This is a genomic window from Clostridioides sp. ES-S-0108-01 (assembly GCF_020662285.1).
GTDB lineage: Bacteria > Bacillota > Clostridia > Peptostreptococcales > Peptostreptococcaceae > Clostridioides.
The window spans coordinates 55,185-69,631 of sequence record NZ_JADGMN010000018.1 but is presented as its reverse complement, the minus strand read 5'-3'; the positions used below and the strand labels follow the sequence as shown (position 1 = coordinate 69,631).

Here is a 14,447-nt window from a genome sequence, read left to right as displayed (position 1 = left end):
GTAAATAGGATGTAAAAGTAAATAGGATGTAAAAGTAAATAGGATGTAAAAGTAAATAGGATGTAAAAGTAAATAGGATGTAAAAGTAAATAGGATGTAAAAGTAAATAGGATGTAAAAGTAAATAGAATATAAAAATATCGTAAATGTATGAGGAGTGAAATTTAATGTGTTTTAAAAGAATGTTGATATTGATATTAACTGTAACAATGACAGCTGGAATGTTGGTTGGATGTGGCAATAATTCAATTAATAATCCTAGTTCTAACAAAGATAATAAAAATGATATAAGCGACAAAAATAATTCAAAAAAATCTGTATCTATGATACTAGATATTGAGGGAACAAACAATGAAGCTATGAATAATTCAGCTTTATTAGCATTAAACAATGCCCAAAAGGAATTTAATATAGATACAAACAAAGTGGAATCAGATGATTCATCAACTTTTTCTAATAGTATAGATATTTTATGTAATGACGATTACGATTTAATTATAGCTGTAGGAGCTAGATTTGCAAAACCACTGGAGAAGATAGCTAAGAAATATCCAAAGCAACAATTTGCAATTTTAGACTATGAGTACAACGAGCAACCTTCCAATATAACTTCAATTTCTTATGAAGATAATAAATCTGGATATCTAGTTGGACTAATAGCTGGAAAGATGACTGAAAGTAATAAGGTTGGTTTTATAGGTGGAACAAAGGGGTCTAGTAGGGATAAATTTGAAGCAGGTTTTAAAGAGGGTGTTAAATTTTCTAATAGTAGTATAAATGATATCTCAGTTGAGTATGCAGATATTTTTAAGGATAGTAAATCAGTAGAATCTATAGCTAAAAAGATGATGGATAATGGAGTGGACATTATTTTTTCTACTACTGAAGACGATTCAAAATCTGTAATAGATGCAGTCAGAGCAAAAAATAAAAAGGTTATAGCCACAAATAAAGACCAGCATGAGTTAGCTCCAGAAAATGTTATAAGTTCTATTGTAAAGGATTTTGAGAATCCTACTTATAATTTGATACAAAGTTTTGTGAAAGGAAATTATAAGGGGGGAAAAGTTATAGAAAATACAGTTGAGTCTGGAAATACTGGACTTGCCCAAAATAGCTCTCAAAATATTCCTCCAGATGTGTTAGAATATGTTAATAAGAACAATAAATAATCTATTATAATAGCCAAGAGTACCATAACTTTAGTCATGAGGTGAATTGGCTAAGATAGTAGACATATAGAGAAAGTTATATGTAGAGGTAGGTTAGACCTATCCAAATCAGGGAGTGGATTTTGTGAAAATAAAAAGGATATTGATGGCTTGCTTTGTTGTAGTATTTACAATTTTTATATTAGCTATATGTAATTTTGATTTTGGGTTTGATAAAGTAAATGAAAATAATTCTAATATAAATAGTGCTAAGTCTAAACAGAGTGATTCTAAAAGCATACTAGCTTCATCAGGCAAAGATAAATCAAATAGTAAAAGTAAGGATGAAGAAGATGAGGTAGAAGAAGATTCATATGTAAGAAAAACCGTAGGAGTATTATTAGATACTGAAAACTTAAATAACGAATCGTATAATAATGATGTATTATCAGCTTTAAAAAGAGCTGACGAAGATTTTGATGTTAGGGTAAAACTTGAAAAACCAAAGACTTCTAAGAATTTTAAAGAAAGTATAGAAAAACTATATAAGTATGAGCCAGATTTAATAATAGCAGTTGGGTCTAGGTTTGCAGAGCCAATTAAGGAAGCTGCTACTAAATATCCAAAACAGCAATTTGGAATAGTTGATTATGCTTATAAAATTCAACCAGCTAATGTAATTTCAGTATCATTTCAAGATAATGCTACTGGATATTTAGCAGGTCTTATTGCAGGTAAAATGACTGATACTGGTAAGGTAGGTTTTATAGGAGGAATCGAGGGTTCTAGTAGAGATAAGTATGAATCTGGATTTAGAAAAGGTCTTAAAACCTCAAATAAAGATGCCGAGTTATTAGTTAAGTATTCAAATCTATTTGAAAATCCTGAATCGGCTAGAACTATTGCAAAAGAAATGAGAGATTCTGATAGAGATGTTGTATTTTCAGCTACAGAAGATGATAGTAAAAGAGCTATTCAAGTGGCAAGAGAAAATGGTGGTAAAGTTATAGCTATTAATAAAGACCAATACGATATGGCACCAGATAATGTAATAAGTTCAATTATAAAAAATGTAGAACAGCCTGTTTATGAGTTGATAAAAAATGTTATAAAGGATGGTTTTAAGGGAAGTAAGGTAATGGAGTTTAAACTAAAAAATGGAGAACTTGGCTTGACTCCAAAGAGCAGTAGAAACATACCACCAGATGTCCTTGAGTATGTAAAAAAAGAGTATAACAAGGTGAAAGATACATATTAATTATTAATGTATTTGTGTATAATATTTGTATGAAATGTTATAATTATATGTAGAGGAGTTGATGCATATGGAAGATAAAATTTTGCAATTTCTGGTTAAAATGCAAGCCAGTATTAACGACAGATTTGACAACATAGAAAATAGACTAGATGGAGTGGAATCTAGACTAGATAAAATGGAATCTAGACTAGATAAGATGGAATCTAGACTAGATAAGATGGAATCTAGACTAGATAAGATGGAATCTAGACTAGATGAAGTGGAATCTAGACTAGATAAGATGGAAAATGATATATTAGAAATTAAAAAAGACTTAAAAGATACAAAGATAGAATTAGAATACACAGAAAAACATGTTGTGTCAGTTAAATCAGATACACAAGAAATAAGAAAAGATTTAAATAAAATTGAAATGGTAACAGCAAGTAATTGGAATGACATAGCAAAATTAAAATCAATTAGATGATAGATTAAAATTATTGTAAGTAAGATATGAAAATATACTGACCAAGTATAGATTAATTACATAAAAGTCTGGTAATAAGTGTGTAAGTAGATAAAATCTACTACACACTTTATTTATATTTAGATAAAAAATTTATCAAAAAAAAGAAAAAGGAGTAAAATATGGAATTTACAAGAGAGCCATTTATAGTAGATGACGATTTGTGTCTAGCTTTGGTGGACAAAAGAATTAGTTATCTAATGGAAAATGAATTAAAATTAAGAAATATAGAGATAATAAAAACAATAGAATGTAAAGAATTATATGAAAGCATAAAATATCACCCAGATATATGTATTTGTAATTTAGGAAAAGGAGATATAATTGTTGCGCCGAATGTATATAATCAATACAAAGAGTTATTAAGTAGATATAAATTTAATATAATTAAGGGAGAAGCTAATTTATTAAATAGATACCCTTATGATATACCTTACAATATTGCTATAGTTGGTGACTATGCTATACACAACTTTAAGTACACTGACAAAGTAATATTAGATTATATTGAAAATAATAAACTTAAAAAGATAAATATAGAGCAGGGCTATTCTAAATGCTCAATCTGTATAGTAGATAGAACATCTATAATAACATCAGATAAAGGTATTTGGAAAAGTATGAAGAATACAGAAATAGAGTGTTTATTAATAGAAAAAGGTCATATAAATTTATTTGAGATGAATTATGGATTTATAGGTGGATGTACAGGGTTAATTTCTAAGGATAAACTAGCTTTTTGTGGAGATGTTAAAAAACATCCTGACTATGAACGTATAAAAAGTTTTGTAGAAAGCAAAAGCAAGGAGATAGTTACACTTAGCCGTGAAAATTTACTAGATATAGGTTCTATAGTTCCTCTCATGACAAGAAAGGAGCGATAACTTTGGTTGAGAAGGATAATATTTCTTCTATGAAATTTTTGAGGAATAATAATGTAAACGATAGATTAATATATACGAATGACATTGTAGAAGTAGTGATAGATTCTACAAAGCAAGAAGTATTAAATAAAAAAATACTTAATGGTACTAAAGCTGAACAAAGAGCTTTAAATATTGATGAGATATCAACAGAAATAACTAGTATGATAATAAGTATAATGAAAGAGAAACTTTTAAAAGAATACATTCTAAAATGCTATGGGCGTACATATCCTGAAGATAAAAATAATATATACATATATTCACTGAACATATTTGCTAAAAAAGAGATTTTTATGAGAGAAACAGTGTTTACGAGGGTGAGAAATTATATAGAGGAAAATGATTTTATAAATGTAGAAGGTTTTATTAGATTTAGAATGAGAGAATTTATGAAATATATTTCTGCTATAGGTGATATTGCAGTTGAGGAGTATTTAATAAAGAAAGACCAAGATGAGTTTATAAGAGTTTTAAAATACTTTATAGATACCCAAGAAGAAAAGATTGATTTACTTAAAGTTCATATAATGGAAGATAATACATTTGTTTTATACGATAAAAATGGAAATAAAATAGATAGCATAGATGATGAAGAAATCATAAATATGGTAATAAGAGAAAATTTAAACTATGAGGACTTTTTAATAAGTACCTTATTAACTTTATGTCCTAAAAGAATAGAAATATTGGATTTATTAAATAATAATTGCTCAAAGGAAATTATAGATACTGTAGAAGCAATTTTTGAAAATAAAGTTAGTATAATTATGGAAAATTAAAATCTAGGGATATAAAAACTAAAAAAATTCTTTTTAAATCGACATAAAAGACTTATAATTGTATATAAAGCTATAGTATAGCTGGAGCTATTAAATATAAAGAATATCTACTTGATTAATGTAATATAGCTGACAAATATACAATTGATAAGGAGTAATTTTATAATGGATAATTTAATTAGGATACTGATATTAGCTGTTATTGGAGGATTTATAGGTTATGTTACGAATGTAGTAGCGATAAGGCTGATATTTAGACCAATAGAGCCTATTAAAATACCTATTTTAAATATAGAAATAATAGGTCTTATACCAAAGAGAAGAGAAGAAATAGCAGCAAATGTAGGAGAAATAATTCAAGAAGAATTTCTTTCTATGGATGAAATACTTGCAAATATCATTACTGACGAAGATAAGGAAGAAGTTGTAAGATACATAAAAGCAAGGATAAAAATTATAATACATGAGAAAGTTTCATTTATACCTAGTGGTATAAAAAGCATGATACAAGAGTATTTAGGAGAGATAATTGAGTCTGAAGTTAAGCAAAGTATAGATGAATTGAGTAAAAATATAATAAATAAAGCAAATGAGCGTATAGATATAAAAAAAATGGTCGAAGATAAGATTAATAAACTAGATTTATACGAATTGGAAGAGATAATAATAAGAATAGCTAAAAAAGAATTAAAGCATATAGAGATTTTAGGGCTTGTATTAGGATTTTTAATAGGTATAGCTCAAGGAGCGATTACTATATTTATTTAAATATATGACAATTAGCATTTATTTAAGTATATGGCACTTATTGAATGCATTTAAGTATTAACTGTATTACTTATTAATTGCATTTAAGTATTGACTGTATTAAGTATTAACCATATTAAGTATTGATTGTATTTAAGTATACAAAATCTAAAAAGTGTACAAAAATTAGAAATTAGTTTTAATAAAAATTAGTTTTAGTATTTATCTAGTCATATCTATCATGCATGTAGATACTTTTTAAAAATTTAAAATTGATGAAAATATTATAATATTACTGTAAATCAAAAGATTAATTTAATATAAAAATATAGAAATATTGGTTTATAGCTGATTAGGGTGAAAAATAAAGGGTAATTATTATATTACATTAATGTTGATTGATGTATAACTATCTGTTATAATGAAAATATATTAAAAATCATAGTGTTGAAGAGGAAGAGTAGAGTAGAAACCATTCTCAGAGAATTTGGGTCTATGGCTGAAAGCCCATGTAATAGGTCTATTTGAAAACTACCTTGGAGCTGAGTTTATTAGCAGTATGTGTATTTATACTATATGTGAAAGTGCTCGGGTGACGACCTTATAGTCATCAAGAGGGTTGTATATACTTGTATACGCCAACTTGGGTGGAACCGCGAATTAATATCGTCCCAAACATGTTTGGGGCGATTTTTTATTACAAAAAATCTAAAAATTATTTCAATAAGGAGGAAAAACAATGATTAAAGTTGCTTTAAAAGATGGCTCAATAAAAGAATTTGAAAATGCTATTTCTGTTATGGATGTAGCCAAATCCATTAGTGAAGGATTAGCTAGAAATGTGGTAGCAGCGTCTGTGAACGGAGAGGTTGTAGGTCTGGACCACATTATAGATACTGATTGTGACTTAAATTTATTTAAGTTTGAAGATAAAGAAGGTAAGGAAGTTTTTAGACATACATCAGCACATATATTAGCTCAAGCTATAAAGAGACTTTATCCAGAAGCAAAACTTGCTATAGGACCAAGTATAGAAAATGGATTCTACTATGATATAGATTTAGACCATAGATTAGTTCCAGAAGACTTAGAAAAAATAGAAGCTGAAATGAAAAAAATAGCTAAAGAAGATTTAAAAATAGAAAGATTTGAACTTCCTAGAAATGAAGCTTTAGAGCTTATGAAAGGACAAGGAGAAGACTATAAGGTAGAACTTATATCTGATTTACCTGAAAGTGAAATAATATCTTTCTACAAGCAAGGTGATTTTACTGATTTATGTAGAGGACCACACTTACCATCTACTAAAAAAGTTAAAGCTGTTAAATTACAAAGTGTAGCAGGTGCATACTGGCGTGGTGACGAAAAAAACAAGATGCTTCAAAGAATCTATGGAACTTCTTTTGAGAAAAACAAAGACTTAGAAGAGTACTTACATTTACTAGAAGAAGCTAAAAAGAGAGACCATAGAAAATTAGGTAAAGAGTTAGGATTATTTATGATACCTGAAGAAGGTCCAGGATTTCCTATGTTTTTGCCAAAAGGTATGGAACTTAAAAATGAATTATTAAAATTCTGGAGAGAAATACACAGAAAAGCTGGATATATTGAAATAGAATCTCCAATTATATTAAATAGAAAATTATGGGAGACTTCAGGTCACTGGTACCATTACAAAGAAAATATGTATACAGTTAAAATAGATGATGAAGATTATGCGATAAAACCTATGAACTGTCCTGGTGGATTAATTTACTATAATTCTCAACTACATTCATATAGAGATTTCCCAATGAGAGTTGCAGAGCTTGGTAGAGTTCATAGACATGAGTTATCTGGTGCATTACAAGGCTTAATGAGGGTTAGAGCATTTACTCAAGACGATTCACATATATTCATGTTGCCAGAGCAAATTAAGGATGAAATAAAAGGAGTAGCTAATCTAATAGATGGTATCTACAAAACTTTTGGATTTGAATATAACCTAGAATTATCTACAAGACCAGAGAATTCTATGGGAAGCGATGAAGAGTGGGAAGCAGCAGAAAATGGATTGAGAGAAGCTTTAGAAGAGTTAGGTCTACCATACACTATAAATGAGGGTGATGGGGCATTCTATGGACCTAAGATAGACTTCCATCTAAAAGACTGTTTAGGAAGAACTTGGCAATGTGGTACTATCCAATTAGATATGCAACTTCCAAGACAATTTGATAATACTTATATTGGACAAGATGGTGAAAAACATAGACCAGTTATGATTCATAGAGTTGCTTTTGGTAGTATAGAAAGATTTATAGGTATATTAATAGAGCATTATGCTGGTAAATTCCCAGTTTGGTTATCTCCAACTCAAGTTAAGATACTTCCTATATCTGATAAGTTTATGGATTATGCAAATGAAGTTAAGAAAGAGTTATTTGACAAGGGTATAAGAGTTGAATTGGACGATAGAGCTGAAAAAATTGGATTTAAGATAAGAGAAGCTCAGCTTGAAAAAGTGCCATACATGTTAATAGTAGGTGAAAAAGAAGTAGCTGATAATAATGTTTCTGTTAGGTCAAGAGATAAAGGTGAAATAGGTAGCATTAAATTGGATGAATTTATAGCTAGTATTTCAAAAGAAATTGTATCAAGAGAAAGTATTATTCAAGATTAATATATTAAGATATTAGCAACTGAGATATTAGTATATAAGATAAATTTAGTCGATATGTTGATATATAGTGATTAAATTTATGAAAAGGTGAGTATAATTAGAGGTACAGTTAGTCATATTTTTATGACACTGTACTTCTCGTTTTTTGTATTATAGATTTATTAATAAATAATAAATCTACAATAGAAGTGTTTTTATTATAAGAATCATTTTATTTATTGATTTTTTTTGCTATAGTTAAATTTTTGCTTGTAGTACTTAAATAAATATAAACTTCACCCATCAAGGTATATCACATGAAAAAGACATTAAAGCGATTGCTTACAGGTGTGCTTACCCTTACAACCGTGGTTACTGCCTTGCCGACAACTGCCGTTCATGCAGTATACCACCCATGAAAAAGAAATCATAGAGCTACGGCTCAATGACACAAACGGGATTGAAAATTTTGTAAAGAACTTTGCGAAGTCCTACTACACATGGAACAACAGCGAAGAAAGCATTGAAGCAAGAACACTGGCTATTAACGGGTATCTGACAAAGGAATTACAGGACTTGAACCTTGATACCATAAGAACGGATATACCGACCAGCTCCACAGTTAAAGATGTGCTTGTCTGGGATGTGGCACAGTCTGGGGAGAGTACTTTTTCTGTTACCTATGAACCACGGAGATTATCTGTTTTCAGAGCTGTTAAACCCTGTCTTTTCAGTAGACGGCGAGAATGTGAAAGTCAAAGTAGCTGTGAAGTTTCTTGATAATCAGACAAAAGCAACACAAGTATCACAGTATAATTTGACATTACATAAAGATAGAAACTGTAGGATTGTTTATGCCGAAAGTAACAGAGAAATATCTAAGAGATAAGAGAAATTATATACTTGAATGTATTGGTAAGATTTTAAGAGAGAAACCACTATATTCTGTAACTATGCGAGATATTATTAAGGAAGCTGGTTTTAGTCAAGGAATTATCTATCATTACTATGCAAGTTTAGATGAAATCTTTATTGATTACATCAATAAAAACACAACCTATGATTTGTTATAGCAGAACATTAACACGTTGTTAAGCTCTGACCTTACAGAAAAGGAAATTCTCTTTGAGTGTATTCTTTCAATAGGAAAGTATATTGATGAATTATTAAAATCCGTTGGTGGCAAAACATGCTTTGAATTGATAGTTTTTTATTCCTTTGATATTGAAAAGAGAGCTACAGTGCACCCTAAATTAAACTTTAAGAAAAGTCTAGCATATGCACAAAACAGAATTGTAGACTACACTTTAAAGAATATCGAGAAAGGCATATTTCTACCGCGTATTCCCATCCATTCACTTGTCATGTTTATCAGTAGCTTTATAGATGGAATTGCTCAAAATGTTGCAACTAGCGAAGCTGAGGAGAACAACAATTCAATGAATATTATTGAAATGTTTCAAATATTGGCAAAGGCTATGATTAGTTTTTTGAAGGAAAAACACATATAAAAAAGTCCTTCCTTCTAAAATGCTCATCATTCATTTCAGGAGAAAAGACTTTGTGTGATTTATAGCAACACAAGAAAAGGAAAATTGTAATATTAGTGTAATGAAAGGATTTTCGCAATGACCTTCTACATAAAATTTATCATACAATCCCTCTATTCTTGCCTTCATGATTTTATCATTTTGTGATTCACATTAAAAAAAATCCGAAAGATATTATGTATTTATTATGCTTTTTGTGTATTCTTTATGAAATAAAGATAACAATACAGGTATAAACAAGCAATGTAACAATCATAAAAATAGAAACAAATGCACTTGTAAATGAAGCATCATCTTCACTCTTATACAATGGTTCAATGACCGGCAGTAAACCAAAACCAGTTGGTGACATAAAATAAATCATTGGTGCTATCATAAATGTTTTATCTACCATATGTTTAGGGAATAAGACAAAAAAGCCTAATATAACCAATGTATAATAAAAGATTTTTATTCCCATTAGTTTTAATAATGGTCGAAGTATCTGACGATCGATTGTGAAATTATAACCTAAAATAAATAAAATCATAGTAATAATTGGCATTGTCGCTTGGCTTAGCGTATTATTTATCAAATCTTTAAATTGAGACATCATAGCCATATGATAGATTCCTGTAATATTTAAAACCATTCCCAGTATCACAGCTATAACAAAAGAGTTATTCAGAACTCTTTTTAATATATCAAAAAAAGTTGAGGAGTTGGCAGTTACTTTAGAAACTAATATTGGAAATACAATAAAGCCTACAATTGTTCCCGCAATATCAAAGATAACCGTATTACTGGACGCTCCTACAATAGACAAATAAAGTGGTAATGCTACATTTCCTCCTTCACACACAGTTAATAAATATGGCGAAAAATGAGCATATTGCTTACCAACAATATTGCTGAATAGTTTTCCTACCACCAATGCTAACGTAAAAACGATAAACACGTATACAATCATTTTTAAATGCTGAAGTTCAATTTCTGCTGTACTGATTAGTTGAAAAACTAATATTGGGAATAATATTTTAAAAACAATAGCATTCGCTCCATCTTTCTGTTCTGGTGTAATCCATCTTTTCTTACGTGATATAAAACCAAGTGCCATGATAAAAAACACCGGAAATAATGTTGATAATGCACTCATATGAATCTCCTTTCAGATTACTTTTTATAAACCGCTAAATAGTTTTAATCATATGCTTAATATCTTAATTTTGATGTGAAACAAAAGAATACGCCTTTATCATTTGAAATCAGGCGTATTCTTCTCTTTCTGTTTATCGACTTATTTACCGAAAATACTTCATTTTGTCATTTTTATTTTTCGTAGAATTTTGGATTCCAATAATCTTTATTTAATTCCAAAAAGTCATCCAGAATAGCTTTACCAACACGATAAGAAGGTACAGTCTTATTTAAAAGGATAGCCTGTAATGCTTTTTCATATGAACCTTCCAGACAAGCTTCCACTGCTAACTTCTCATAACCTTTTTGAGCTTCCATCAATGATTTATGGAACTGTGGAATATATCCTACTGAAGTAGGCTCTACACCTGATGCTCCTACATAACATGGTACTTCAACTACTGCATCATGATTAAAGTTTCCAATTGCTCCTCTATTCATCACATTTACCATGAATCTTTCTCGCTTATCATTGATAATAGAGCTTGCTAGATCAACAATATAATTTCCATGGACACCTGATACTAAATAAGAGTCCTTTGTTGTTTGTTTCTCAATAACTCTGCGACATTCTTCATAAACAGTTATTTCACGTCCTGCTAAAACTGTATCTGCTCGTGTAACATCGTGATCAAACATTTCTAACATTTCATCATGGAAATAGTAATACTGTAAATAACATAGTGGTAAGAAGTCAGGATATGCTTTGAATCCTTTGATAACATTATTAAATGTTTTATACCAATATTCATCAAGTTTTCCTTCATCTTTATCTGCACTTAGCCCAGTAACTTTACCTGATAGTACTTCTTCTCTAAGTTTAGGAAGTAAATCTTCACCCTTTTTATTGTAGATGTTTGTATACCAACCAAAGTGATTTAATCCAAAATATTTGAATGTTAAATCTTTTTCATCATATCCAAGATATGCAGCTACTTGTTCCTGCTGAGAAATTGGCATGTCACAAATACATAGCATTTTTGCTTGTGGATATGTACGATAAACTGCTTCAGATACCATGGCTTCTGGATTAGAGTAATTTAACAACCATGCATCTGGACATACTTCAACTGCTGTTTTTACAATTTCCAGAATAGCTGGAATGGTACGAAGTGCGAATGAAAATCCTCCTAATCCACATGTTTCCTGACCAATTAATCCATGCTTGTAGCATGTATGTTCATCGATAGAACGTTGCTCGTTTCTGCCTGGACGAATTTGTATAAATACATAATTTGCGCCTATTAATGCTTCTTTCAAATCTGTTGTCCAGCTTGTCTTGATTTCTGGACGATGTTCTTTCATATAAATTTTATTAAATTCTCCCATATGATATACACGATCGTGTTCAATATCATGCAAACACAATTCTGTCATATTCAATTCTTCTGACTTGTTTGCAAGTGCTGCTAAAATACCTGGTGTGTGTGTTGATCCTGCTCCAATAATTACAAATTTATTACCCATGTTCGTAGTCCTCCTTTTATACTAGTTTTCTAACATTTCTTTAAATTCTCTTGCTACTTTATTTACTTCTGTTCCAATAATAATCTGAATTGATGTTTCTCCAAATCTTACAACTCCTTTGGCTCCTGTTTTCTTAATATTTTCTTCATTTACCAAAGAACCATCTTTTAATTCAAGACGTAATCTTGTAACACAGTTTTCTACTTCTTCTACATTATCTTTACCACCAATGTTTTGTAATATTTTCTTGGCCATGTACTGATAATTTGTATGCTCTAATTTAATATTAATTTCCTCAGTAGATACTTCATTCTCATCAAATTTTAATTCTTCTTCTCTTCCTGGAGTTTTTAAATCCCATTTTTCAATCATAATCTTAAATCCAAAGTAATAAATAAAGAAGAAGACGATACCAATTGGAACAATCATCCAACCATTTGTACTTAACTTAAAGTTCAAAATATAGTCAATGACACAGAAATTAACTGACATACCAAAGTGAACATTAAGTAAATATAATATTGCCCCAGCAGTACCAGTTAATAATGCATGAAATGCATAAAGTCTAGGTGCAACAAACATAAATGAGAATTCAATTGGTTCTGTGATACCTGCAACAAAGGTTGTCAATGATGCAGAACTCATTAATGACTTCGTTTTCTCTTTATTCTTTTCTTTTGCAGTTTTATACATTGCTAAACATGCACCAGGAAGTCCAAACATCATTGGAATAAAGAACATTGCTAAGAACAAACCTGCTGTAGGATCTCCTGCTAAGAATCTTGGGATTTCTCCTTTTACAATTTCTCCACTTGCGGTAGTAAAACTTCCTAATTCGTAATAGATATAGGTGTTAACTACATGATGTAATCCAATTGGTATTAACAGACGATTTGTCAATCCGAAGACAAATACCCCTAATGCACCAGCACCAGCAATCCAAATACCAAAATTATTTAAACCTGCTTGGCAAGGCACCCAAAGAAAACTGAACAAAATAGCCAAAGGAATAGCTACAAGTGGTGCTAATGTAACTACAAACTTCTCCCCAGTAAAGAACGAGAACATCGCCGGAGTTTTCCACTCTTTACTATAATTAAATACAATGGCTGTCATAACACCAACTAAAATACCAGCAAATACTCCCATATTGACTGCTTCGTTCATATAGACCAAAACAGCTTTAAATACTGATAATGAGATAATTGCACCAATAATCGGTATTGATCTGTCTTTAGCTTTTGCATATGCTATAACAGCACCGATTGCAAAAAGCACATCCATCATACCAAATACTACCCATCCAGCAGTCTCTAGTACTGGCATATTCAACATATCTGCAGCACTTAAACGAGCAAGCAAACCAGCAACTGGAGTAGCAGCAATTGGAATCAACATCGCTTTTCCAAGCTTCGATAATTGCTTTAAAACTTTGTTAAACATATTCTTTCTCTCCTTTTCTATATATCTTGATAAGTACATAATTGAAAGTTTTCATTTAAGTACTTCATCAATTCTTCATTAAGAATCGCATCAGATTCTATTAGCCTAGGGTAGGCAAAGTTTGACTGAGTAATAATTTTATAGTCCAAATAAGCTGTATGCCACATAACTTCAATAACATCACTTTCAGTCTTTGCCTGTTTAATCAACTGTATAATTTCCTTAACCAAAGCACTTGCTTTATCTTCGTATGCATCAATCTTTCCTTCGATATTAATCCAAGGATCGATCAATACATCATTACATTTAATTCCTTCACTACGTAATATGGAAACGTCATTGAAGGAATTACGAACTGGTAATCCATACTCTTTCGATAATCTAATGACAATCTCAGGATTATTCTTAAAGATGTGTGTATGATGATGAGCATCTAGATGAGTTGGTTCAATCCCCGCTGCATATACTTTCTCTATTTGTGCTTTCCATTCGGCATATACTTCATCCTCATCTACAAATGTATTTTCTTCTTTATAGAAACTAAGATTTTTAAAATCTCTTTTTTCATCAACAAGTGTCTTGTGTGTAGTAAGTAAAGGTCTCCCACATGTTAATGTTAAGTGAACACCGATTCCAAAACCAGGATTTTGTTTGGCAAGCATGACTGCGTGATCAAAGCCTGGCATTCCTGCCATTAATGTTGTAGAAGTTAATACTCCTTTTTGATAGCTATCCACGATGCCATAGTTTACCGCATTAGAATAACCAAAGTCATCTGCATTATTAATTAATTTTTTCATAGGCTTAT

General features: G+C 30.3%; 13 protein-coding genes, 1 pseudogene and 1 other annotated feature. Of the genes and pseudogenes, 10 read left to right on the top strand and 4 right to left on the bottom strand.

Going from position 1 to position 14,447, the window contains the following annotated elements; genetic code table 11:
- Positions 1-166 precede the first annotated feature (166 nt).
- From IR152_RS15260 to IR152_RS20510, 10 genes and pseudogenes are all read left to right on the top strand, one after another.
- Entirely contained in the window at positions 167-1,171 is a 1,005-nt protein-coding gene (locus IR152_RS15260) for a BMP family ABC transporter substrate-binding protein (RefSeq protein ID WP_227452785.1), read from the top strand.
- A gap of 124 nt (positions 1,172-1,295) precedes the next feature.
- Entirely contained in the window at positions 1,296-2,408 is a 1,113-nt protein-coding gene (locus IR152_RS15255) for a BMP family ABC transporter substrate-binding protein (protein ID WP_227452784.1), read from the top strand.
- Positions 2,409-2,475: 67 nt separating this feature from the next.
- Positions 2,476-2,874, top strand: coding sequence for a coiled-coil domain-containing protein (locus IR152_RS15250; RefSeq protein ID WP_227452783.1), 399 nt, complete (start codon positions 2,476-2,478; stop codon positions 2,872-2,874).
- Between the two features lie 161 nt (positions 2,875-3,035).
- A complete protein-coding gene (locus IR152_RS15245) occupies positions 3,036-3,797 on the top strand; it encodes a DUF6873 family GME fold protein (protein WP_227452782.1) in 762 nt (253 codons plus the stop codon).
- Between the two features lie 2 nt (positions 3,798-3,799).
- Complete coding sequence (locus IR152_RS15240) at positions 3,800-4,618, top strand: putative sporulation protein YtxC (RefSeq protein ID WP_227452781.1); 819 nt, start codon at positions 3,800-3,802, stop codon at positions 4,616-4,618.
- A gap of 165 nt (positions 4,619-4,783) precedes the next feature.
- A complete protein-coding gene (locus tag IR152_RS15235) occupies positions 4,784-5,386 on the top strand; it encodes a DUF445 domain-containing protein (protein WP_227452780.1) in 603 nt (200 codons plus the stop codon).
- A 417-nt stretch (positions 5,387-5,803) separates the two neighbouring features.
- Positions 5,804-6,042 (top strand) — a binding site (T-box leader).
- A gap of 62 nt (positions 6,043-6,104) precedes the next feature.
- Positions 6,105-8,024: a threonine--tRNA ligase gene (gene thrS, locus IR152_RS15230; protein ID WP_227452779.1), complete on the top strand. Its 1,920-nt coding sequence runs from the start codon at positions 6,105-6,107 to the stop codon at positions 8,022-8,024.
- Positions 8,025-8,405: 381 nt separating this feature from the next.
- Positions 8,406-8,892: pseudogene (locus tag IR152_RS15225) on the top strand (conjugal transfer protein); the annotation flags it as partial.
- Positions 8,858-9,076, top strand: a complete 219-nt coding sequence (locus IR152_RS15220; protein WP_227452778.1) for a TetR/AcrR family transcriptional regulator — start codon at positions 8,858-8,860, stop codon at positions 9,074-9,076. The pseudogene IR152_RS15225 and the gene IR152_RS15220, both read left to right, overlap by 35 nt.
- A gap of 168 nt (positions 9,077-9,244) precedes the next feature.
- Positions 9,245-9,514 carry a hypothetical protein gene (locus IR152_RS20510; RefSeq protein WP_413927511.1) on the top strand — a complete coding sequence of 90 codons (270 nt, stop codon included), beginning with the start codon at positions 9,245-9,247 and terminating at the stop codon, positions 9,512-9,514.
- A 244-nt stretch (positions 9,515-9,758) separates the two neighbouring features.
- Here the strand turns inward: IR152_RS20510 and IR152_RS15210 are convergent, their stop codons facing one another.
- The 4 genes from IR152_RS15210 to IR152_RS15195 all read right to left on the bottom strand — a co-directional run bounded on the left by IR152_RS15210 (position 9,759) and on the right by IR152_RS15195 (position 14,439).
- Positions 9,759-10,688 (bottom strand): AEC family transporter, encoded by a 930-nt coding sequence (locus tag IR152_RS15210; protein ID WP_227452776.1) that lies wholly within the window; start codon positions 10,686-10,688, stop codon positions 9,759-9,761.
- Between the two features lie 173 nt (positions 10,689-10,861).
- Positions 10,862-12,196, bottom strand: coding sequence for a 6-phospho-alpha-glucosidase (locus IR152_RS15205; protein WP_227452775.1), 1,335 nt, complete (start codon positions 12,194-12,196; stop codon positions 10,862-10,864).
- A gap of 21 nt (positions 12,197-12,217) precedes the next feature.
- A complete protein-coding gene (locus tag IR152_RS15200; protein ID WP_227452774.1) occupies positions 12,218-13,678 on the bottom strand; it encodes a PTS transporter subunit EIIC in 1,461 nt (486 codons plus the stop codon).
- Positions 13,657-14,439 carry a carbohydrate deacetylase gene (locus tag IR152_RS15195; RefSeq protein ID WP_227452773.1) on the bottom strand — a complete coding sequence of 261 codons (783 nt, stop codon included), beginning with the start codon at positions 14,437-14,439 and terminating at the stop codon, positions 13,657-13,659. The genes IR152_RS15200 and IR152_RS15195 overlap by 22 nt, the downstream gene beginning before the upstream one ends.
- Positions 14,440-14,447: the final 8 nt, after the last annotated feature.

Excerpts from the sequence above, each read along its gene's own strand:
- IR152_RS15260 (WP_227452785.1), top strand. The coding sequence starts at position 167 with ATGTGTTTTAAAAGAATGTTGATATTGATATTAACTGTAACAATGACA.
- IR152_RS15250 (WP_227452783.1), top strand. The coding sequence starts at position 2,476 with ATGGAAGATAAAATTTTGCAATTTCTGGTTAAAATGCAAGCCAGTATT.
- IR152_RS15245 (WP_227452782.1), top strand. The coding sequence starts at position 3,036 with ATGGAATTTACAAGAGAGCCATTTATAGTAGATGACGATTTGTGTCTA.
- IR152_RS15235 (WP_227452780.1), top strand. The coding sequence starts at position 4,784 with ATGGATAATTTAATTAGGATACTGATATTAGCTGTTATTGGAGGATTT.
- thrS (WP_227452779.1), top strand. The coding sequence starts at position 6,105 with ATGATTAAAGTTGCTTTAAAAGATGGCTCAATAAAAGAATTTGAAAAT.
- IR152_RS15220 (WP_227452778.1), top strand. The coding sequence starts at position 8,858 with ATGCCGAAAGTAACAGAGAAATATCTAAGAGATAAGAGAAATTATATA.
- IR152_RS15210 (WP_227452776.1), bottom strand. The coding sequence starts at position 10,688 with ATGAGTGCATTATCAACATTATTTCCGGTGTTTTTTATCATGGCACTT.
- IR152_RS15205 (WP_227452775.1), bottom strand. The coding sequence starts at position 12,196 with ATGGGTAATAAATTTGTAATTATTGGAGCAGGATCAACACACACACCA.
- IR152_RS15200 (WP_227452774.1), bottom strand. The coding sequence starts at position 13,678 with ATGTACTTATCAAGATATATAGAAAAGGAGAGAAAGAATATGTTTAAC.
- IR152_RS15195 (WP_227452773.1), bottom strand. The coding sequence starts at position 14,439 with ATGAAAAAATTAATTAATAATGCAGATGACTTTGGTTATTCTAATGCG.